The sequence below is a fragment of the Bacillus sp. SIMBA_008 genome, assembly GCF_046535495.1.
Lineage (GTDB): Bacteria > Bacillota > Bacilli > Bacillales > Bacillaceae > Bacillus > Bacillus subtilis.
Genome location: NZ_JAWRWL010000003.1, coordinates 679,541 through 698,515, shown reverse-complemented (window position 1 = coordinate 698,515; position 18,975 = coordinate 679,541). Strand labels below are relative to the sequence as shown.

The window sequence follows — 18,975 nt, the reverse complement described above, 5'->3', positions numbered from 1 at the left end:
GAGGGAAGGAAAGGTGAGAGCTTCCCAGCTTAGGAATATCATTTACCGCCTTGGAGCAGCATTGGGGAACTGAAGTATCCAATGCCGTCTATGCTGCGTTACAGCACCGAGCCGACAATATAGTATTTGTCGGGAACTTGGGTGGAACCACGGGTTAATCACACACTCGTCCCTATCTGTGGGACGGGTGTGTTTTTTTATGAATTGAATACATGCGATGAAAAGGACATGAATGATAGTTACGGTTTTCAGAGAGGGAAGGAAAGGTGAGAGCTTCCCAGCTTAGGAATATCATTTACCGCCTTGGAGCAGCATTGGGGAACTGAAGTAACCAATGCCGTCTATGCTGCGTTATAGCACCGAGCCGACAACATAGTATTTGTCGGGAACTTGGGTGGAACCACGGGTTAATCACACACTCGTCCCTATCTGCGGGACGGGTGTGTTTTTTTATATACAACAATGAATAAGGAGTGTTTTAAAATGAGTAAACATGTAGACATTCAGCTTCCGGACGGACAGATCCAGGAATATCCGAAAGGCATCACAATCAAAGAAGCGGCTGGTTCTATCAGTTCCAGTCTGCAAAAGAAGGCGGCCGCAGGTCAGGTCAACGGCAAGCTTGTTGATCTCAGTTTCAAGCTGGAGGAGGATGCTGAGCTTTCGATTGTCACACTCGATTCACAAGAAGGCTTGCAGGTGCTTCGCCACACAACAGCGCACGTGCTGGCCCAAGCAGTAAAACGGCTGTACGGCGAAGTGTCATTGGGGGTAGGGCCTGTGATTCTAGACGGCTTCTACTATGACATGAAGCTGGGGAAAAGCTTGGCATCAGGAGACTTAGAGGCCATCGAAAAAGAAATGGAACACATAATAAATGAGAACCTTGAAATCAAACGTATAGAGGTTTCTTACGAAGAGGCTGAAGAGCTGTTTGCACAAAAAGGCGAGCGGCTTAAGCTTGAGATTTTAAAGAATATTCCGCGCGGGGAGGATATCACACTGTACCAGCAAGGGGAATTCGTTGACCTGTGCCGCGGGCCGCATCTTCCTTCTACAGGGATGATCAAGGCGTTCAAACTGACAAGAGTATCAGGCGCTTATTGGCGCGGAGACAGCAAAAATGAAGTCCTACAGCGGGTGTACGGGGTTGCGTTTCAAAAGAAAAAAGATTTGGATGCGCACCTGCATATGCTGGAAGAAGCGGCAAAACGAGACCATCGCAAGCTCGGCAAACAGTTAGGGCTGTTTATGTTTTCTGAAGAAGCGCCGGGGATGCCGTTTTATTTGCCGAAAGGGCAGATTGTCCGCAATGAGCTGGAGCGCTTCTCGCGTGAGCTGCAAACAAATGCCGGCTACGATGAGGTGCGTACGCCGTTTATGATGAATCAGCGGTTATGGGAGCAGTCAGGCCATTGGGACCATTATCGCGACAATATGTACTTTTCAGAAGTGGATGATACAAGATTCGCAATGAAGCCGATGAATTGCCCCGGCCACATGCTCATTTTTAAAAACAGCCTGTATTCTTATCGGGATCTGCCAATTCGCATGGCGGAATTCGGACAGGTGCACCGCCATGAATACAGCGGCGCTTTAAACGGAATGCTTCGCGTTCGGACGTTCTGTCAGGATGACGCCCATATTTTCGTTCGGGAGGATCAGATTGAGAGTGAGATCAAAGAAGCGATTCGGCTGATTGATGAGGTATATCGGACATTTGGTTTCGAGTATTCAGTTGAGCTTTCGACTCGCCCGGAGGATTCATTAGGCGATGACAGCCTTTGGGAAGCGTCGGAACGTGCCTTAGCACGCGTCCTTGAGGAGCTTGGCCTCTCTTATGAGATCAATGAAGGTGATGGGGCGTTTTACGGGCCGAAAATTGATTTCCACATAAAAGATGCCCTGAAACGGAGCCACCAATGTGCGACAATTCAGCTTGATTTTCAAATGCCGGAAAAATTTGATTTAACATATATCAACGAACTCAATGAGAAGGTTCGTCCCGTTGTCATCCACAGAGCGGTTTTCGGCTCGATCGACCGTTTCTTCGGTATTTTGATCGAGCATTACGGCGGGGCTTTTCCAGTCTGGCTCGCACCGGTCCAGGTTCAAATCATACCGGTTTCGCACGTTCACTTAGACTATTGCAGAAAGGTGCAGGCGGAGCTGAAGCAGGCGGGGATAAGAGCCGGCATTGATGAGCGCAATGAGAAGCTCGGCTATAAAATCAGAGAATCGCAGGTGCAGAAAATCCCGTACGTGCTGGTGCTTGGAGATCATGAGGAGCAGGAGAATGCGGTAAACGTCCGCCAATTCGGACATCAGCAGAGTGAACACGTTCCTTTCCAAACTTTTAAAGATAAACTTGTCAAACAGGTGGAAAATCGAGGCATGTAGGATAAAAGCTGTGAATTCACATTTTGCTTTTTTGACTTTCCCTATTCGGAATCAGTAAAATAATAAGTAAATCATATCGTTCGTATGTTATGAATGCATCTCGAAATGGGGAAATTGACATGGACCATGACAAACTGGAAGCAAATTTGCTGGATCACGCACTTACAAAATATTTGAAAAGCACGAAGCAATTAGATGAAGCCACCGTTCCGAAACACGTGAATAATGTAAGAGGATTTATTCTGCGGATCATATACAGACATGGGAGCTGCACCATAAAGGATATTTTGAAGGAGGTCACACTGTCTCCCTCAGCCACGACCACAGCTCTGAATCATTTAGAGCAGGAAGGGTTTATTGAGAGATCCAGAAATAACAATGACCGCCGCACTGTATGGATTACGCTTTCTGAATCGGGCCGGGGAGCGGCTGAACAAATGATCGAAAACCGCCAGCAGCTGATTGATGGCATGTTTGAACGTTTAACAGCCGAAGAGAAAAAGACGTTCTTGGCGATTATTGCGAAGCTGGCTCAATAGGGATAATAAAAGCCGGTGCGCGAAGCGCCGGCTTTATAGAGATTATTCCATATCGCTCAGGCGTTTGCCTGCGACGGCATAATGGTCTTTTCTCATTTCTTCTATAAAGACAACAATTTTTTCTTCAGAAGCACCGGTTGTTTCCTTTACGGCTTCTGTTACTTTCTCGACAAGATTGCGTTTTTGCTCGTCTGTACGGCCTTCGAGCATTTTGACAGTTACGTATGGCATGGGTGCTGAATCCTCCTTTATCTCGTTTCCTCTCTTTAGAAAAAGAGGCTTCTTATAGTATACTGAATAAAGTAAATTCTTGCATTTTGAGAAAGAGGGATATCTCACTTGGACCGTTTTTTATATTATCCGTTATCTTTAATGCCATACCTCGTCATCACGCTAATTGTGTCGTTTACGATGCACGAGCTTGCCCACGCTTATGTCGCATACAAATTCGGTGACGATACGGCGAAAAAACAAGGAAGACTGACGCTGAATCCCATTAAACACCTTGATCCGTTCGGAACCATTTTGATTCTGGTGGCCGGATTCGGGTGGGCGCGCCCCATTCCCGTGAATCGCCGTTTCTTTAAGAAACCCCGGCTTGCTGGTGTGCTCGTATCTATAGCCGGGCCCGTCAGTAACCTGATTCTTGCGTTTATTGGTTTCTTTTTGTTAGTGTTGATGCATGCGTACGGAATGGAAATGCTTGCGGCGTTCAGCACGGGGCTGGATCAGTTTTTTTCTATTTGGATACAGCTGAATCTTGTCTTGTTTTTATTTAATCTGCTGCCGCTTCCTCCGCTCGATGGCTATCGAATTATAGAAGATCTCGTTCCGCCGGGCGTGCGTGCCAAAATGACGCAGGCGGAGAGCTACGGCTTTATCGTATTTTTGGTGCTGTTTGTGACACCGCTCGGATCTTACGTGCTGTGGCCGATGCTCAATGCAGGAAGAGATTCGATTTTAAAGCTGTTTTCAGCGATATTTCAACCGCTTTTGTAGGAGGTAGAACTTCATGGAAGAAAAAAAGAAAAAATCAATCGGGTTTAATATTATCAAAAGTGATCCGACAGACGGACACGGCGGTTTTGGCGTAGGGGCACTCAGCCTTGATAACATTTCTCCCGTATTCGTTGATGTAGAGGAAAAAGAAGCGTTCGTAGACATCGGCGCCATGCATGCCCGCAGCACCGTCGAAAAAGGAATTAAATTTCTCCCGAATAAAGAAGAAGTTCCGAACGGAAAACCATACTGGCTTGTGTGGGTAACGATTGACAGAAAAGAAGAGGGGCCTTATTACGCTGGTGTGACAGCTTGTGAAATGACGGTCGACAGAAGCATCAGAAGAGGCTACAAGTCACTGCCTGAGCATGTGAATCTGATGGATAAATCCATGAAACGGAAAATCATCGTTGATAAAATGGACGACAGCTCGAAGCGTGTACTAGGCGAATTTCTGAAAAAGCATGATCAGGGCCTATGGGACCGTTCCTCAGATGAGTTAAAAACGAGCCTGCTTCCGGAAAACGATTAATTTGTGAATTTTCTGTGAACTTTTAAAGTATTTGAGATATTTTTCGTAAACTTTGAGTAAACTGGTGATACAGAAATAGGACATGGAAAATCCCGAGCCGAAACAAGACTCGGGGTTTTTCATTTTTTAGGGGGATATGAGTCGGCGACTGGGAGATGAAAGCCGGCGTCGAAGAAATGAGAAATTCACCACTTTATCCCAAAACTGATTGTTCAGCTCGATTGTCTAACATTCTTCCATCGATTATGAAGGAACCATACGAATAACCCGGCCTCCGAGGAGCCGGGTTATTTTTAATGATGTCGCCCTAGCCATTTGTCCCACCACTTTTTCTCGGAAGCGGGCTTTTCTTTGGATGGAAGCCGGTCTTTTGTTTGTTTTGCTGGTTCTGCCCCGTAGCACACGTTTGCTGGTTCTGTGCCTTTCACAAAATATGTGTAATGCTTAGCGGCGCAGCCGGGACCTGATGAGTAGCCTGTTTCCGGATCAATGTACACACCGGTTACGCCTTTTGGCGGCTTGAACGCGGTTTCCGGTTCGCCTTTGAGCGCGTCCTCCATGAAGTCCGCCCAAATGGTTTTAGCATAGCTTTTTTCTTCGACCGAGTCGATGGTGCTGTTTTTGTCATAGCCGGTCCAAACACCTGCGGCCAGCTTCGGATTGAAGCCGATCATCCAGCTGTCTGCGCTGGTGGTTCCTGATTTTCCGGCATACGTTCTTGTCAGGCGGTTGGCTATCGTTCGCCCCGTAACCGACGTATATCCATTTAAATCGGTATCAAACATGCCTGTCATCATACTCGCTGTGACAAAAGCGGCTTTTTCATCAAGCACCTGTTTATGCTGATTCGGGTTTTCGTACAGCACGTGGCCGGCTGCATCCGTTACTCTTGAAATAAAAGTCGGTTCGATTTTCTTTCCGCCATTTGCGAGCATGGCATAGGCGTTGACCATCTCAATCGGGCGTACGGGTTCGGTGCCGAGTGCCAGAGACGGCAGTGCTTGAAGATGGGCGGTAATGCCGAATTCCTTTGCCGTCTTTACAAGTTTGTTCGTGCCGAGAAAAAGATGCGTTTTCACAGCGTAAATATTGTCGGAAAGCGCCAGCGCCTGCAGAAGCGTAATCGGCTTGTTGGCGTAGTATCCGTTATAGTTGCTTGGAGAATAGGTTTCTCCCTTTGCGTCAATTTGAAACTCGGTTTCTTCACTTTTCATCAAAGTGACTGGCGTAAATCCGCTCTGAATCGCTTTATAGTACAGCAACGGCTTGATCGTCGAAGCAGGCTGGCGCTTCGCCTGTGTCGTCCGGTCAAACGGGCTTTTTTGATAATCCCTGCCGCCGACAAGGGCGAGAACGTTTCCGGTGCGGGGATCAATGGCTGAAAACCCGACTTGAATGTCAGATCCCCCGTTAACCGTTTCGGTAATGGTCTCCTCGGCGATGCGCTGCATCCGTTTATCTACCGTTGTATAGACGTTTAACCCGCTCGTTTCAATTTGCTCCCGTGTCATGCCGAGCTTTTTTTCCAGCTCTCTCATCGCATTGTCATAGAAGTAAGGAGCCTTTCTCTTGGAAACTTGTTTATTCAAAGGCTGATAGGAAAGAGGTTCCTTGATCAATTCATCCGCTTTCTTTTGGCTGATCATCTGCTGCTTTTCCATCATCCGCACAATCGTTTTCTGGCGTTCCTTGGCCTTCGTCTCATTGACATACGGTGAATAGCCGGAAGGGCCTTTCGGGATTCCTGCCAAAAGCGCCGCCTCCGCATCCGTCAGGTTTTTGGCATGCTTGCCGAAATACAGGCGGGAAGCTGCTTCAATGCCGTAGGCGCCGTGGCCGTAGTAAATCGTATTTAAATAGCCTTCTAATATCTCGTCCTTAGAATAGTTTTGTTCCAGACGGATCGTGTAGAACGCCTCATTCCATTTCCGTTTCCACGTTTTGTCGTGTTCAAGGTATAAGTTTCTCGCATATTGCTGGGTGATGGTGCTTGCACCCTGAACTTTGGCAAATGCTTTCAGGTCAGCAAGCGCCGCGCCGGCCATGCGTTTATAATCAAAGCCGTGATGATCGTAGAAATTCTGGTCTTCAATCGCCACTGTCGCTTTTACGATCGTCGGATTCATGTCCTTTAAGGGGACCCAATAGCGCTTTTCGCCGTAGTTCGTTTCCCCGAGCTTTGAGCCGTCACTCGCATACAAAATCGTGGATTGCGGCACTTGCACCGAGGGAGCGCCCTGGTATTTGGCTATCAAAATGACAGTCATAAACACGGCAGCTGCCGCCAAGGCCGCAAAAGCCCCTAAAAAGATAAAGGCGCGAACGGTTTTCAGCGTCAGTCTCAGCCGTTTATTTGTCATTGCATCCACAACGGGTTCCCCCTTTTTTTATGTTTCTACTATTATGAGAAAAAAAGATCGTTTTTAAACATCACAGAACAGGACGCATCTTTACTTTTTCCCCGCCATCCTCTATACTTTTTCCTTAGGTGAAAATGAGATTTCAACCGAGAATAAAAGCTGATAAGACGCTTACAATAAATGAATACAGCCTCGAAAGGGAGATGACAATTGAGCGAACTTTGGTACACAGAGAAGCAGACGAAAAACTTTGGCATTACGATGAAGGTTAACAAGACGTTACATACAGAACAAACGGAGTTTCAGCATTTAGAAATGGTGGAAACAGAAGAGTTCGGCAACATGCTGTTTTTGGACGGCATGGTGATGACATCTGAAAAAGACGAATTCGTTTATCACGAAATGGTGGCGCATGTGCCATTATTTACGCACCCAAATCCGGAGCACGTTCTTGTAGTCGGCGGCGGTGACGGCGGCGTTATCAGAGAAATCCTGAAGCACCCAAGCGTGAAAAAAGCGACACTTGTAGACATTGACGGCAAGGTTATCGAATACTCTAAAAAGTTCCTTCCTTCTATCGCAGGCAAACTGGATGATCCGCGCGTTGACGTGCAGGTAGATGACGGATTTATGCACATTGCAAAATCTGAAAATCAATACGACGTCATCATGGTAGATTCAACTGAACCAGTCGGACCGGCTGTAAACCTGTTTACAAAAGGATTCTACGCAGGAATCGCAAAAGCGCTGAAAGAAGACGGTATTTTCGTTGCGCAGACGGACAACCCATGGTTTACACCGGAATTAATCACAAATGTACAGCGCGACGTGAAGGAAATCTTCCCGATTACGAAGCTGTATACGGCGAACATTCCGACATATCCAAGCGGTTTGTGGACATTTACAATTGGCTCGAAAAAATATGATCCGCTTGCAGTGGAAGACAGCCGTTTCTTCGATATTGAGACGAAATATTACACAAAAGATATTCATAAAGCGGCGTTTGTTCTGCCGAAATTTGTGAGTGACCTGATTAAATAATGAAGGTATGGCGCAGGAGCGAATCTTGCGCTTTTTTACAGGAAAGCGAGGGTATTATAGATGAGATTTGATGAAGCTTATTCAGGAAAAGTATTTATCGCGAGCCGTCCCGAGTGGGAAGAAGCGGACGCCATTCTTTACGGCATGCCGATGGACTGGACAGTCAGCTATCGCCCGGGCTCACGCTTTGGTCCAAGCAGAATCCGTGAGGTGTCAATCGGCCTTGAGGAATACAGCCCATATTTAGACCGCGATCTGGCTGACTTGAACTTCTTTGACGCCGGCGACATTCCGCTGCCGTTCGGAAATCCGCAGCGAAGCTTGGATATGATTGAAGAGTACGTGGACAGCATTTTAGAAAAAGGGAAGTTCCCAATGGGTATGGGCGGTGAGCACCTCGTGTCATGGCCTGTCATTAAAGCGATGTACAAGAAATACCCAGACCTTGCGATCATCCATTTTGACGCACATACAGATCTTCGTGTTGATTATGAGGGAGAACCGCTTTCTCACTCCACGCCGATCCGTAAGGCGGCAGAATTGATCGGACCGCACAATGTGTATTCATTCGGAATCCGTTCCGGCATGAAAGAAGAGTTTGAATGGGCGAAGGAAAACGGCATGCACATCTCAAAATTTGAAGTGCTTGAACCGCTGAAAGAGGTGCTTCCGAAGCTGGCGGGCCGTCCGGTTTATGTCACAATTGACATTGACGTATTAGACCCTGCACACGCACCGGGTACAGGAACGGTTGACGCCGGCGGCATCACGTCTAAAGAACTGCTTGCATCCGTCCATGAAATTGCGCGTTCAGAGGTAAACGTAAAGGGCGCTGATTTAGTGGAAGTCGCACCGGTGTATGACCACTCAGAGCAAACGGCAAACACAGCCAGCAAAATCATCCGTGAGATGCTGCTTGGTTTTGTGAAATAAGTAAACATCCAGACGATGTCTGGATGTTTTTTTATTCCCAGTCTTTACAAACATCAATCCATGCTTTTAAGAAAGAAAATTCGGATAATTCTCCTCAATAGCGGAGTTTCTGCTGCCGCAGCGAGGAAAACAGTCTCAAACCGTTTCAGCGATACATCAAGATAAACCTCAGGATCATGAGCCAATCCAAATGGGCAAACTCCTCCAATTTCATGGCCTGTCTGCTCCAGTACCTCATTAGGAGAGAGCATTCTTGCTTTAAAGCCAAATGTTTGTCTGGACTTTTTGTTGTCGATCTTGGCATCGCCGGCTGCCACAATCAGAATCGCCTGATCTCCTTCCCCTCTGAAGGACAGGGTCTTGGCGATTCTAGCCGGGCTCACGCCGATCGTCTCAGCTGCCTGTTCAACAGTGTCGCGCTCGACGTTTCGAACTCCGTCACATCATTTTCTCGATTCCATTGTGTAAAGTGGGTTCTCACACTTTTTAGAGACATGCTGCATTTCCACTATTTTTAAGATTATTGAAAAAATCATAGCATGGATTGGGAGACTGGGTAAAGAGGGGACAAAAAAACCGCCGATGGACGGCGGTTAAATCATTCCTCGTTGTGCAACTTCAATTTGGTGTGTAGGTGCATTTGCAATAGTTGTTGCCACGAACACAGTGCTTAGAGCCAGACAAGAGAGTAATAGTTTAGACTTCAATTTCATACAAACTCACTCCTCCTTGAATAAGTTGCCTTACTTGTTCCACCTTCAAAAAATAAGCAGAAGCTTTTTGAAAATTTTTACGTTCATGATAATATTTTGCCACATCAATAGCGAAATCTTCAAGATCAGCATACAACATTTTACTTTCGAGAAAATCAAAAAATCCTTGAATTGCTTCTTCATCCGGGCCTGATAAGTATAAAGATTTTAAAAATTCAAACTCTGATAAATATATTACATCTCCGGCCTTTTGTGAATAAGCCATTCCCTTACTATGATATTCATGAGCTTTATCCATTTTTCCTAATTTATAATGGATCTGTGTAATTAAAAAATACGCTTGAGGTAAGGAAGGAAGAATATTTGATTCTTCAAAAACAGCTATTGCTCTTTTGAAATAAGTTATGGCATCCTCATATTGGCTTTGGCTGTTTTTACAAAGCCCGATATTGTACAAAGTTCTTCCCATTAATTGGGGCTGCTTTTCAGCTTCTGCCATAGAATAAGCTTTTTGAAAATGTGAGACGGCATCCTCATACTGTTTTAAATCTAAAAAATTGGTGGCAAATAAAGAATGACACTGCAGCAATCTTATATTATAAGCTTCATTTTCTTTGTATATTTCATATGCTTGCCGTGCATAGTCCATTGAAAAATACGTTTGTTTCATATAGTAATAAGATTCAGACATCTTAAAGAAAAACTCAGCTTTCTCTATCCGATCCTTAACGAATATCAGCTTGCTTTCGGCCTTTTTGAAAAATTTAATAGCCGACAGATATTCCCGCTGATCCAGCTCATACATGCCTCTGAAGAAATTAAAATAGTACTCAAGCAGACCAGTTAAACGAGCCTGTTTTTTATCAATCTCAAGCAGCAGATCAGACAGTCTCGGCTGTTCCTCAATTCTCATTTTTTCTAACGGTTCAAGGTACTCAAGCATTAGGTTGTGCCGAAACTCCATCAGTGAATAGTACAAATGAAGGTCTTGATCTTCTTCCATTTGATCCAGCTCTTGCTTGATTTCTCGTCGCAAATATTCTGCATCGGGTATGCTAAATCGGCGTATGTACATATACCATTCGTTAATCTTTTCTCCGATGGAAGAAGAAGATATGACACCTGTCACGTTTGCAAATCCCTCCCTTCATAATTCTATATATGTCATATTTTATCATCAACATTCTTGTGAGAAGCGCAAAAAAACCGCAATTTTTTCTTTCGTTACACCGCATGTTTGGAGATATATTTTCAAAAAGAAGCGTTTACCCTCAGCAATTTGTACAAGCAAACACGTTAATCTTCCATATTCTGTTATATCTGCGTGAGCAGTGTATGTCTGAAAAGGAAGTGAAGGAATGAGAAAAAACAAGCTTTCCTTTAAAGAAAAAGCAGGAGCAGAACAAGAAGAGTGCTTATGTTTTTGTGAGGGAGAAGCAAGCCGAGAAGCCATGTTTCAAGCACCGATTGAATTACCTGAAGGGTTTGTCGTTGATCCGGCTGAAGCTGTTGCAAACGTGACGTGGAATGCAGACAGCCTTTCTTGTGTCAGTGACCGTTGCTTAATTCAAACGGGGCCAGAGCCTGATGAGGTCGGTGTTCAATTTGCAGTGCGCCTGCAGGGAACCGTTACGCTACTCGTCAGTGTCTCACCTGTGCGAAATCAATATGGACAAGGGGACGGGGCTGTTTCCGTCATTCACAATGCAGAAATCGATCAAGTCGTCTATTATTCCGATGAACCGGATGATTGCCCGGATATCAGTGACATCACGATTGAGAACCTTGTTGTTGTTCCGCCGTTTTACGGCAGTCCTTTATCGGTGACGGGGACAATTGTGCTTGTACCGGAGCCGGAACCCGTCTACGCGTTTACAGCGAATCCAAATGATCAATCAGTTTCTGTGATTGATACAAACACCGATACTGTTGTGACAACGATTGCTCTTCCGTACAATCCGGCAGGTATTGAAATTACGCCAGATAAAAGCGCTGTGTTTGTCTTACATCCCAACAATAATGTGATTTCTGTCATCGATTATGACACATTAACAGTGACAGCAACTATATTGCTGGATCAGCCGCCTCGATTGATTAGATTTATCCCTAATCATGAGTTTGCTTATGTTTTCACCGGTACTGCGGTTTATGTGATTGGAATTGATACGTTAACTGTGGATAGGTCGATTCCTGTGGAAGGATATGATGTTGCAATCGATCCCAATGGGTTATTCGCCTATGTTCTGAATTTTGGAATAGTGCAAAAAGTGGACCTAACTACCGGTGAAGTCACAGGAACAATTGAACGAGAGCTTATCGTATCAACCATAGAAACAAATTGGCCGGAGCGGTATGCCTATGTATTAGAACAAGAATTCTTTTTTAATTATTTGACGGTTATTGATTTAAATACGTTTACCATCAGCAGCACCCAAGAGCTGGAGTATGAAGGGGAATATCGAATGTTTACGAGTGGAGCAGAGGTGTATTTATATGACGGCTTCACTGGCAATTTATATTCTGTCAGTCCAAATGGAGCAGGCGTTATAGGAAATGTTCCGCAATCAGCAACAGACTATGCGTTTACCCCGAATGGCGATTTTCTGTATGCAACTCGTTTTATAGAGCAGAGCATCATTGTTTACAACACAGATGATTATTCTGAGGAAACTGTGATATCTCTTGGGGTTTCACCGGGTGCCATTACGATTTAACCGCTGCATGTTGTGCATTTCTAAAAGGACGTGAAATCATGAAAAAGAATGATCTTTCTGCTTTACAGGAAAATTGTTTCTGTTTTTGTGATGAGGAAATTAGCCGAGAAGCGCCGTTTCAAGTGCCGATAGATATCCCTGAGGGCTTCAAGGTTGATTCGGCCGAAGCGTCAACGGCTGTTACATGGAGTACAGACAATTTGTCCTGTATCAGTGAGCCTTGCTTAATCCAGACTGGGCCGGAACCAGAAGATATCGGTGTTCGATATGCTGTGAGAGTACAAGGGACCATTACGCTTCTTGTCAGTGTGTCGCCTGTGCGAAATCAATATGGACAAGGCAATGGGGCGGTTTCTGTGATTCATACTGAAGAGATTGATCAAGTTGTTTATTATGCAGCACAGTCTGGCCGCTGTCCTGATTTCAGTCAAATAACAGTGGAAGATCTGCTCATTGTACCGCCTTTCTACGGCAGTCCGCTTACGGTGACCGGGACACTTGTTTTACCGCCATCGCCAGACCCTCAATCGTATGTGTTTACTGCCAATACTGGAGACAGCACGGTTTCGGTTATTGATGCAGATTTAAACACTGTTGTAAAAACAATCCCTTTTTCTGACGTGCCAACTAATCTAGGCGTTACTTTCGATAAAGCATTCACGTATGTCCTCCATGGAAATACCAACCTTGTCTCAGTGATTGATAATAAAACATTAACCATCATAAATACCATTACTGTTGGAGGAGGGCCGAGAAAGATCGAATTTGATCCAACAGATGAGTTCGCATACGTGATGGCCGCCGGATCTATATATGTGATTAACACGGCCTCTCAATCGGTCATTGATGTCATTCCGATACCCGGCGCTTTAGACTTTGCTCTTGATCCGAATGGACAGTATGTCTATACCGCTAATGGAAGCAGTTGGTCGGTTGATAAATATGATGTAAATACTGGGCAGTTGGTAGAAAGTATCATAGATTCATTTGAATTTCCCAATTTAATTGCAACTCCTTACGCTGGAAATTTTGCGTACGTGTTGAATGGTGAGCTGTGGCCGAAAGGTGTAACGGAGATTAGTTTGTCACCATTAAGCAGGGGAGGGGACTTCAGCCGTTTATTTGAAACGCTGAGGACGATTGTATTTTCTCTCGATAGCACTAGAGCTTATTTTCTAGAGCCATATAGTGAACCGTTTCTCATTAATAACTTATATGTAGTTAATACGGCCAGACAGAGGATCATTGCAAACGTGTCTCTCCCCGGCGCTTTTGACCTCGCCGTAACGCCGGACAAACAGTATATTTATGCGGCACAGCCCAACGACAATGCTGTGACCGTGTACCGCACAAGTGATTATACAGCCGTGACGGTGATTCCGGTTGGCGCGGGTCCGTCTGCGATTGTGATGTAGCTATTTTATAGATTAAGAGAAGCGGTGCTGCGATAAGAGAATCGTTTATAAATAAATGATCCGATTTGTTGGATGGCAGCCAGGATAATCAGAAACAGAAGTTCACTTATAGAGAAACTGAGCATCCACCAAATCCCGGCTGCTGCCAGCGCTCCCGCAAACACTTTTCTGAACAGGCTGCCGTGCCGGAAAAGCTGCCGCAAATACGTTCGCATGCAAAACAATAAATACAGGATCAGTAGCATCGCAAGTCCCATTGAAAGGGCAGGGGGCGTGTGAAGGCGGAAAGGGACGGCTTTAACGATTTCGAACATGCAGCCGAATATGATGACTTGGCACAACACGGCAGCCATCACGTATGTTTGGCGGACGTTTTTATAGCTGTCACGCAGCGATTTGACGTCTTCTGCATATCGGCTGCACAAGTTGTGTTGCTGAAAGTCACAGCAGCTTTGATGAGACTGTGTGAGTTTCTGAAAAGCTGCTGTCATGTTTTTCACGGATTGGGTGACATAATGAAGATAGAGAAAAGCAGGCAGCATCAGGAGGGCAGCGGTACAAGCCAGCAGCCCGAGCCGCACAGCGTCATTGTTGATCATCTGTACATATTGGGCGGCGGCTTCGGCCACGACCTGAACCCAGCCGAAGGAATAAGCCGCCATACCTATAAGCAGCAATAAAAGGGTAAAGACAGTGTTTTTTATCATTGTCTGATCGCCTCTTTCTGAGAAACATGAATGATCGCTTTGTTAGAAGATGCCATTGCATCAATGAGAGACAAGAAAACCTGCGCATCCATATCTTGAATGATGTGGTACATGTCAAGAAACGAGCAATCGCACCTGTCACACTCGGCTGCCCACTCGAAGCATTTACGCACATAATCGCTGTCATAAATGATCGCGTCTGTCAAAGAGTCCTTGCCGTATTGAAGCCAGGCGGCAACCTGTTCTTTCTTCTGTGTGACATAGTATGAAGCCACATCGATATAAGCTGAAGAATGGGTCCCTTGACTGTGAAGGATCAAGAAACCGCCATCCTCATATATATAAGTCTCGGCTGACAAGCGATCGATTTCCAGACGGTACGTTTGCTGAATCTCTTGAAAAAACGGTGAATCTAATTGAAATAGAATACGAGCCGCGATATCCCAATAAAGCTTTATCGACAACAGATCGTTTTGCCCGGGAAGTGCGCCGATCTGTAATCCGGTCCAAGTATCTTCCATCCGCTCCTCATCACCCAGCACCATTTTTTGTGAGAGGGCTGGAGGGCATGCCGGGATGATTTTTCTTTCAGCATGATAATCCGGACGCTTTTCCAGCTGGAGGTGAGGAGGCAAAAGCGTTTCTGTATTTTCTGAGCCCCCAATCAAAAACAGTGTCATCCGATGGGCTTGGTAGGCAGCCTTATAGGCTTTTTGTAAATCACTGATGTCCAGCGCCTCAATATCTTCGATTCTGCCTGCGGGGAAAACGGCAGCTGGTGAGGAGGGAGAAAGCATGCTGATCAGCTGATAATGATATGAGAGCTGATGGTTAAGGTGTGCTGTTTGAATTTCGCTTGTAATCACAGCTTTTTCCTGAGCGACAATCTTCTTGTCAAATGAGTGGTTCCATAAAGCATCAAGCAGGATGGGGATCGTTTGTCTGAGCCGATCCGGTAATGAGGTAAACATGAAATTGGTATCGGTGTAGGTAGTGAATGCGTTTAAAAGCGCGCCATGCGCAAAAAAATCACTGTACAGATTGCGGCCGTTATGCCAGAAGAGAAGATGCTCTAAAAAATGCGCTGTGCCATACGGAAGCAGTGTATCACCGGATTCTGCCCGTATACATACATCCCGGCTTCCAAAATCGATTTTTACATTGCACAGCCGCAGGTGGGCGCGGGGGAATTTCAATCTGAATATTTTTAGTCCGCTGTCTGTGTATCTGATATCGGTTCGTTCATCCAGTTGTTGAAAAAAGGCTTTCTTTTCCATCTCTTCATCCCCTTACTACATGAGCTCCGATATAATTGATGGTCGCTATGAATTGCAATACATCACGGCATGTAACCGCTGAGATGCCATCCAGCAAGGCTTCTTTCGTGCAGGAGAAGCGGCGCAGGATCCCCATATAGGCCAATAGACCTTCGGGAGAATCGAATTGCAGCAGCAATTCATTGCGTAAAAACTGCTTTGCCTGTTCTAGTTCCCGCTCATCTGTATGAAAAGCTGAGACAGCTTCCAAAACGCGCGGGGGAATGTCTATCTCATGAAGCTGATCTGTACATATTGAAACAAGCAGCAAATTGTTCATGACATCGTAACGGGTGATAACGTGATAGACTGCCAGATCCTTCTCTCTGAAGTGCTTGAATAAAGCGGAATGGCCGTACTTTCCCAGTAATCCGTCTATTAGCTGTATTTTGATATAATCGCTGGCATCTTTCATCTCTCCGCAGTCAAATCCGAGTGTCAAGACGGAAGGACCTGCAGCGCTGCGTGTCTCTGTTTCAAAAACATGCCGGTTTACGGGTATTCTTCCGGACGTTACAGCGGACGTTTGCGGGGCATGTCCCCGAACATCACATGCTTGTACTTGTCCCAATATGTTCAGCTGTTTTTGCTGGGACACTAAATCAACGATAAAGTCCGTTGCGTCGAGAAACCGTTTAGGATGAATCGCCTTTATCCTGTCTTTCCGGCCAAACATGCCTGTGCCGTACATCGGGTTTCCGAAGACCTCCTCAGCCAAGCGAGCCGCCGAGTAGGAGAAGGGATCAGTGAATTTCTTTTCGATTTTCAGCAGCAGCTCATTCCTGGCCTTTTCAAATGCTTCGAATGAAAGAGAAGAAGGGAAAGACAAGTCTGCAAAAGTTTTCATCAGGGCGTCAACATGAAGATTCCCGTTATATAATGGGTGAATCAAACGGGTCCCGCAGGTTTTCAGCTGCTGATCAAAAAAGAGATTCGCTGAGTACATGAAACGGCTGCCGGCAGCATAACCAAAAGCGTCAATGATTTGCTCCTTCAGGTATGCGGCGGCGCCGTAAAAATAAATCGTTTCTTCCTCAGGTTCCGCCGCGCTTTCGATCGGTTTCAGAAAGCTCGCGGCGATTGAAATAGTTGAAAATTGATGAGTCTTCAGCAGGTTAACTTCCAAGCCGTTCTCTTTTGCTTGTATCAAAGAAACCACCATCCTGTTTTTGCAGGTAATAGACTATGACCAGACCGGCTATCGGAATGACCGCCAAGGATACAGCGGTGCCGGCTAATATGGCTAAGAATAGGGGAAGACAAAACAGATAAGACCGATATTTTGAGAAACCGCTCCATAGCTGCTGCTCCGTCTGCCAGCTGAAGGAGGGCCTTTTTTCATCCGCAGTTAACCTGATATACGCTCCCGCCAGCAGCAACTCAATGCACTGCAAAAAAGTGAGAACTGAAATCGAACGGCCGCTGATGAAACCCACAATCATCACGACAAGGAGAAATCCGCCTGCCAATAGGCCTGAATAAAAGCGATATTTCGCCCAAAACATCGTTTTTCGCTTGATCGGAAGCGTGATGAGCAGCATCCGGTCATTTTTTTCAATCGAATACAAAAGGGCGATCGGCGAGCAGATGAGCAAAAGCGCGGAAATCACGATATAAATCACTTGCTGATTGAAGATGCCGGTGTTCATCATCTGGAACGAAAAGAAGCCGCTGAATACCGCCATTACCGCGTAATTTAACAGCATCGCTTTAGAAGAGATAAATCGGTTCCATTCTCTTTTGTAAAACGAAAATTCAGATCGCCGCATAAATGAATGCATCTTGCCCTGCTGCGGAGGCGCCTGCAGAAAGACAGGAAAGTCAATGACCACCGCCCACAGGATATGAACCGCGCAAAGCGGAATCGTGGCGGCCGGCATCAAAGCGGCGCTGATACATACACAGGCGAATATCGCCGCATGCAGCAGAAACATCAAGTTCTTCTTTTTGACGAAGTGGTTGCTTAGCACAACTCCGAAAATAATGGAGTAAACGGTAAAAAACGAAAACCTGCCGAGCCAAAACAATGTTTGCGCCCCTGACAGCGTTCCGTTTCCAAATAAGAACAGCGGTAAAATAAAAAAGAATAAAGTTCTTCTCAAACAGGTATCGACAAACAAAACGACACTCTGGGCGAGCCAAAAGCTCCGTGAAGAAATCGGCAGCAGGCAGCTCAGCTTCATATAAGATTCCTTCCATTGTGATGTCACGGAAAGAAACACCATATATGTGTTCATCAAAAGAAGCGCGAGTATGATATACGTTTTGCGCAACACCGATTCATCAATGCCGGCCTGGCGGATCAGCCCGATTTCAAACACGGCCAGAATGACAAGGCCTGCGGCAATGCGGATGGCGTCCTTTTTCCCTTGCCGGCTGTAAAGCTGTTTGAACAGCAAAGACATGATAGGGATTATGTTATTCATGGCCGATCACCTCGAAAAATTCCCGCCGCAGATCGGTCTCCTCTCCAATCGGAATGACCTTTTGGATCTGTTTGTTGTGAAGAATAGCCGCATAATCACAAAATCTTTGCACGACATCGAGCAGATGAGAAGAAAACAAAATGGTTCCGCCTGCTTCACAGTACTCACGCATTTTCTGATAAAAGACCTCTATCGATTCCACATCCAAACCGACGAGCGGCTCATCCAAAATAAACAGGGGAGCGCGCAGCAATAAGCCTGTCATCAATACAACCTTTTGCCTGTTCCCCAAGGACAGCTCCGAAATTCTCCTATTGATGTATTTCGAAAAATGAAAGGCCTCGGCCAAACTGGCAAACTGCTGCTCTGAAAAATCCTTTTGATAAAGCGAATGGACGAAAGACACATAGTCCTTCGCCGTAATTTCTGTAAATAGCAGCGGATAATCGGCGGCGAAGTAACGGTGAGTCTTCAGCTGATCTGATGTTTTCTGCGGCATGCCGGCCTCCGCTTCAATTCCGCACAGTGTAAAACGCCCGCTGAAATTGCGGTTCACGCCTGTCAGCGTATTAATCAGTGTCGTTTTTCCGGCGCCGTTTACCCCAAGTAACCCGTAAACGGCGCCTTTTTCTAAATGTAAATCCACTTGTTCTAAGATGACGTTGTCCCGTTCATACCAAACGGATACATCGTGTATATCCAAAATGCTCATCGCGAGTCAGCCTTCCGCGCGCGCATCCCGAACAGAATGGCAATGGCAATGAAAATCAGCGTAAACAGATAATCGCTTTTGACAAAATAGACGACTGCGCCGATGACAAAGATAAATGAAAGGATATACAGTAAAATTCTTCTTTGTGCTGGTGACAAATCGTTTCCC

19 protein-coding genes, 1 pseudogene and 1 other annotated feature are annotated in these 18,975 nt (G+C 45.7%); of the genes and pseudogenes, 9 read left to right on the top strand and 11 right to left on the bottom strand.

The genetic code is table 11. The features are described from left to right. The first annotated feature begins 208 nt into the window (after positions 1-208). Positions 209-430: a binding site (T-box leader), on the top strand. Between the two features lie 53 nt (positions 431-483). Beyond that, positions 484-2,400 carry a threonine--tRNA ligase gene (gene thrS / locus SB658_RS14135; RefSeq protein ID WP_410601786.1) on the top strand — a complete coding sequence of 639 codons (1,917 nt, stop codon included), beginning with the start codon at positions 484-486 and terminating at the stop codon, positions 2,398-2,400. Positions 2,401-2,519: 119 nt separating this feature from the next. Next, the gene (locus SB658_RS14130; RefSeq protein WP_003242889.1) at positions 2,520-2,939 is read left to right on the top strand and encodes a MarR family transcriptional regulator; all 420 of its coding nucleotides are present in this window, start codon (positions 2,520-2,522) and stop codon (positions 2,937-2,939) included. Between the two features lie 42 nt (positions 2,940-2,981). Here SB658_RS14130 and SB658_RS14125 read toward each other — a convergent pair whose 3' ends face one another. Next, entirely contained in the window at positions 2,982-3,170 is a 189-nt protein-coding gene (locus SB658_RS14125) for a 2-hydroxymuconate tautomerase (protein ID WP_003222038.1), read from the bottom strand. A 108-nt stretch (positions 3,171-3,278) separates the two neighbouring features. Here SB658_RS14125 and SB658_RS14120 point away from each other — a divergent pair, with 108 nt between their 5' ends. Beyond that, positions 3,279-3,938, top strand: coding sequence for a site-2 protease family protein (locus SB658_RS14120; protein WP_003243167.1), 660 nt, complete (start codon positions 3,279-3,281; stop codon positions 3,936-3,938). Positions 3,939-3,951: 13 nt separating this feature from the next. Beyond that, the gene (locus tag SB658_RS14115; protein ID WP_049140940.1) at positions 3,952-4,470 is read left to right on the top strand and encodes a YwhD family protein; all 519 of its coding nucleotides are present in this window, start codon (positions 3,952-3,954) and stop codon (positions 4,468-4,470) included. 293 nt (positions 4,471-4,763) lie between these two features. On the opposite strand, the gene SB658_RS14110 is transcribed toward SB658_RS14115, so the two are convergent. Further along, the gene (locus tag SB658_RS14110; RefSeq protein ID WP_144500474.1) at positions 4,764-6,839 is read right to left on the bottom strand and encodes a transglycosylase domain-containing protein; all 2,076 of its coding nucleotides are present in this window, start codon (positions 6,837-6,839) and stop codon (positions 4,764-4,766) included. 201 nt (positions 6,840-7,040) lie between these two features. Here SB658_RS14110 and speE point away from each other — a divergent pair, with 201 nt between their 5' ends. Beyond that, entirely contained in the window at positions 7,041-7,871 is an 831-nt protein-coding gene (speE, locus tag SB658_RS14105) for a spermidine synthase (RefSeq protein ID WP_003227543.1), read from the top strand. A 60-nt stretch (positions 7,872-7,931) separates the two neighbouring features. Next, positions 7,932-8,804 (top strand): agmatinase, encoded by an 873-nt coding sequence (speB, locus tag SB658_RS14100; protein WP_003227545.1) that lies wholly within the window; start codon positions 7,932-7,934, stop codon positions 8,802-8,804. Positions 8,805-8,835: 31 nt separating this feature from the next. Here speB and SB658_RS14095 read toward each other — a convergent pair. The 3 genes and pseudogenes from SB658_RS14095 to rapF all read right to left on the bottom strand — a co-directional run bounded on the left by SB658_RS14095 (position 8,836) and on the right by rapF (position 10,646). Beyond that, positions 8,836-9,300 (bottom strand): annotated as a pseudogene (locus tag SB658_RS14095) (YbaK/EbsC family protein). Between the two features lie 97 nt (positions 9,301-9,397). Further along, complete coding sequence (gene phrF / locus SB658_RS14090) at positions 9,398-9,517, bottom strand: phosphatase RapF inhibitor PhrF (RefSeq protein ID WP_009968329.1); 120 nt, start codon at positions 9,515-9,517, stop codon at positions 9,398-9,400. Next, entirely contained in the window at positions 9,501-10,646 is a 1,146-nt protein-coding gene (gene rapF, locus SB658_RS14085; RefSeq protein ID WP_029318693.1) for a response regulator aspartate phosphatase RapF, read from the bottom strand. The genes phrF and rapF overlap by 17 nt, the downstream gene beginning before the upstream one ends. Positions 10,647-10,648: 2 nt before the next feature. Here rapF and SB658_RS14080 point away from each other — a divergent pair, with 2 nt between their 5' ends. The 3 genes from SB658_RS14080 to SB658_RS14070 are packed head-to-tail and all read left to right on the top strand — an operon-like array spanning position 10,649 to position 13,646. Then, on the top strand, positions 10,649-10,879 hold the full coding sequence (locus SB658_RS14080) for a hypothetical protein (RefSeq protein WP_125121078.1): 231 nt from the start codon (positions 10,649-10,651) through the stop codon (positions 10,877-10,879). Then, positions 10,876-12,231, top strand: coding sequence for a YncE family protein (locus SB658_RS14075; protein WP_144500476.1), 1,356 nt, complete (start codon positions 10,876-10,878; stop codon positions 12,229-12,231). The genes SB658_RS14080 and SB658_RS14075 overlap by 4 nt, the downstream gene beginning before the upstream one ends. 38 nt (positions 12,232-12,269) lie before the next feature. Continuing rightward, positions 12,270-13,646 carry a YncE family protein gene (locus tag SB658_RS14070; RefSeq protein ID WP_069703619.1) on the top strand — a complete coding sequence of 459 codons (1,377 nt, stop codon included), beginning with the start codon at positions 12,270-12,272 and terminating at the stop codon, positions 13,644-13,646. 5 nt (positions 13,647-13,651) lie between these two features. Here SB658_RS14070 and albG read toward each other — a convergent pair whose 3' ends face one another. From albG to albB, 6 genes are read right to left on the bottom strand one after another with little or no spacing between them, the layout of a single operon-like run. Continuing rightward, entirely contained in the window at positions 13,652-14,353 is a 702-nt protein-coding gene (gene albG, locus SB658_RS14065) for an antilisterial bacteriocin subtilosin biosynthesis protein AlbG (protein WP_144500477.1), read from the bottom strand. Beyond that, entirely contained in the window at positions 14,350-15,630 is a 1,281-nt protein-coding gene (locus tag SB658_RS14060; RefSeq protein ID WP_003227558.1) for a M16 family metallopeptidase, read from the bottom strand. The genes albG and SB658_RS14060 overlap by 4 nt, the downstream gene beginning before the upstream one ends. A gap of 4 nt (positions 15,631-15,634) precedes the next feature. Beyond that, the gene (gene albE / locus SB658_RS14055; RefSeq protein ID WP_072692833.1) at positions 15,635-16,795 is read right to left on the bottom strand and encodes an antilisterial bacteriocin subtilosin biosynthesis protein AlbE; all 1,161 of its coding nucleotides are present in this window, start codon (positions 16,793-16,795) and stop codon (positions 15,635-15,637) included. Beyond that, a complete protein-coding gene (gene albD, locus SB658_RS14050) occupies positions 16,785-18,095 on the bottom strand; it encodes an antilisterial bacteriocin subtilosin biosynthesis protein AlbD (RefSeq protein WP_003243158.1) in 1,311 nt (436 codons plus the stop codon). Before albD ends, albE begins: the two co-directional genes overlap by 11 nt. After that, the gene (locus SB658_RS14045; protein ID WP_003227564.1) at positions 18,088-18,807 is read right to left on the bottom strand and encodes an ABC transporter ATP-binding protein; all 720 of its coding nucleotides are present in this window, start codon (positions 18,805-18,807) and stop codon (positions 18,088-18,090) included. Before SB658_RS14045 ends, albD begins: the two co-directional genes overlap by 8 nt. After that, on the bottom strand, positions 18,804-18,965 hold the full coding sequence (gene albB / locus SB658_RS14040) for an antilisterial bacteriocin subtilosin biosynthesis protein AlbB (RefSeq protein WP_003222006.1): 162 nt from the start codon (positions 18,963-18,965) through the stop codon (positions 18,804-18,806). The genes SB658_RS14045 and albB overlap by 4 nt, the downstream gene beginning before the upstream one ends. Positions 18,966-18,975: the final 10 nt, after the last annotated feature.

Bases quoted from the DNA above. Each gene is read 5' to 3' on its own strand.
- albG (WP_144500477.1), bottom strand. From the start codon at position 14,353: ATGATAAAAAACACTGTCTTTACCCTTTTATTGCTGCTTATAGGTATG.
- SB658_RS14075 (WP_144500476.1), top strand. From the start codon at position 10,876: ATGAGAAAAAACAAGCTTTCCTTTAAAGAAAAAGCAGGAGCAGAACAA.
- phrF (WP_009968329.1), bottom strand. From the start codon at position 9,517: ATGAAATTGAAGTCTAAACTATTACTCTCTTGTCTGGCTCTAAGCACT.
- SB658_RS14070 (WP_069703619.1), top strand. From the start codon at position 12,270: ATGAAAAAGAATGATCTTTCTGCTTTACAGGAAAATTGTTTCTGTTTT.
- SB658_RS14060 (WP_003227558.1), bottom strand. From the start codon at position 15,630: ATGGAAAAGAAAGCCTTTTTTCAACAACTGGATGAACGAACCGATATC.
- thrS (WP_410601786.1), top strand. From the start codon at position 484: ATGAGTAAACATGTAGACATTCAGCTTCCGGACGGACAGATCCAGGAA.
- SB658_RS14130 (WP_003242889.1), top strand. From the start codon at position 2,520: ATGGACCATGACAAACTGGAAGCAAATTTGCTGGATCACGCACTTACA.
- speB (WP_003227545.1), top strand. From the start codon at position 7,932: ATGAGATTTGATGAAGCTTATTCAGGAAAAGTATTTATCGCGAGCCGT.
- SB658_RS14115 (WP_049140940.1), top strand. From the start codon at position 3,952: ATGGAAGAAAAAAAGAAAAAATCAATCGGGTTTAATATTATCAAAAGT.
- SB658_RS14045 (WP_003227564.1), bottom strand. From the start codon at position 18,807: ATGAGCATTTTGGATATACACGATGTATCCGTTTGGTATGAACGGGAC.
- albD (WP_003243158.1), bottom strand. From the start codon at position 18,095: ATGAATAACATAATCCCTATCATGTCTTTGCTGTTCAAACAGCTTTAC.
- SB658_RS14125 (WP_003222038.1), bottom strand. From the start codon at position 3,170: ATGCCATACGTAACTGTCAAAATGCTCGAAGGCCGTACAGACGAGCAA.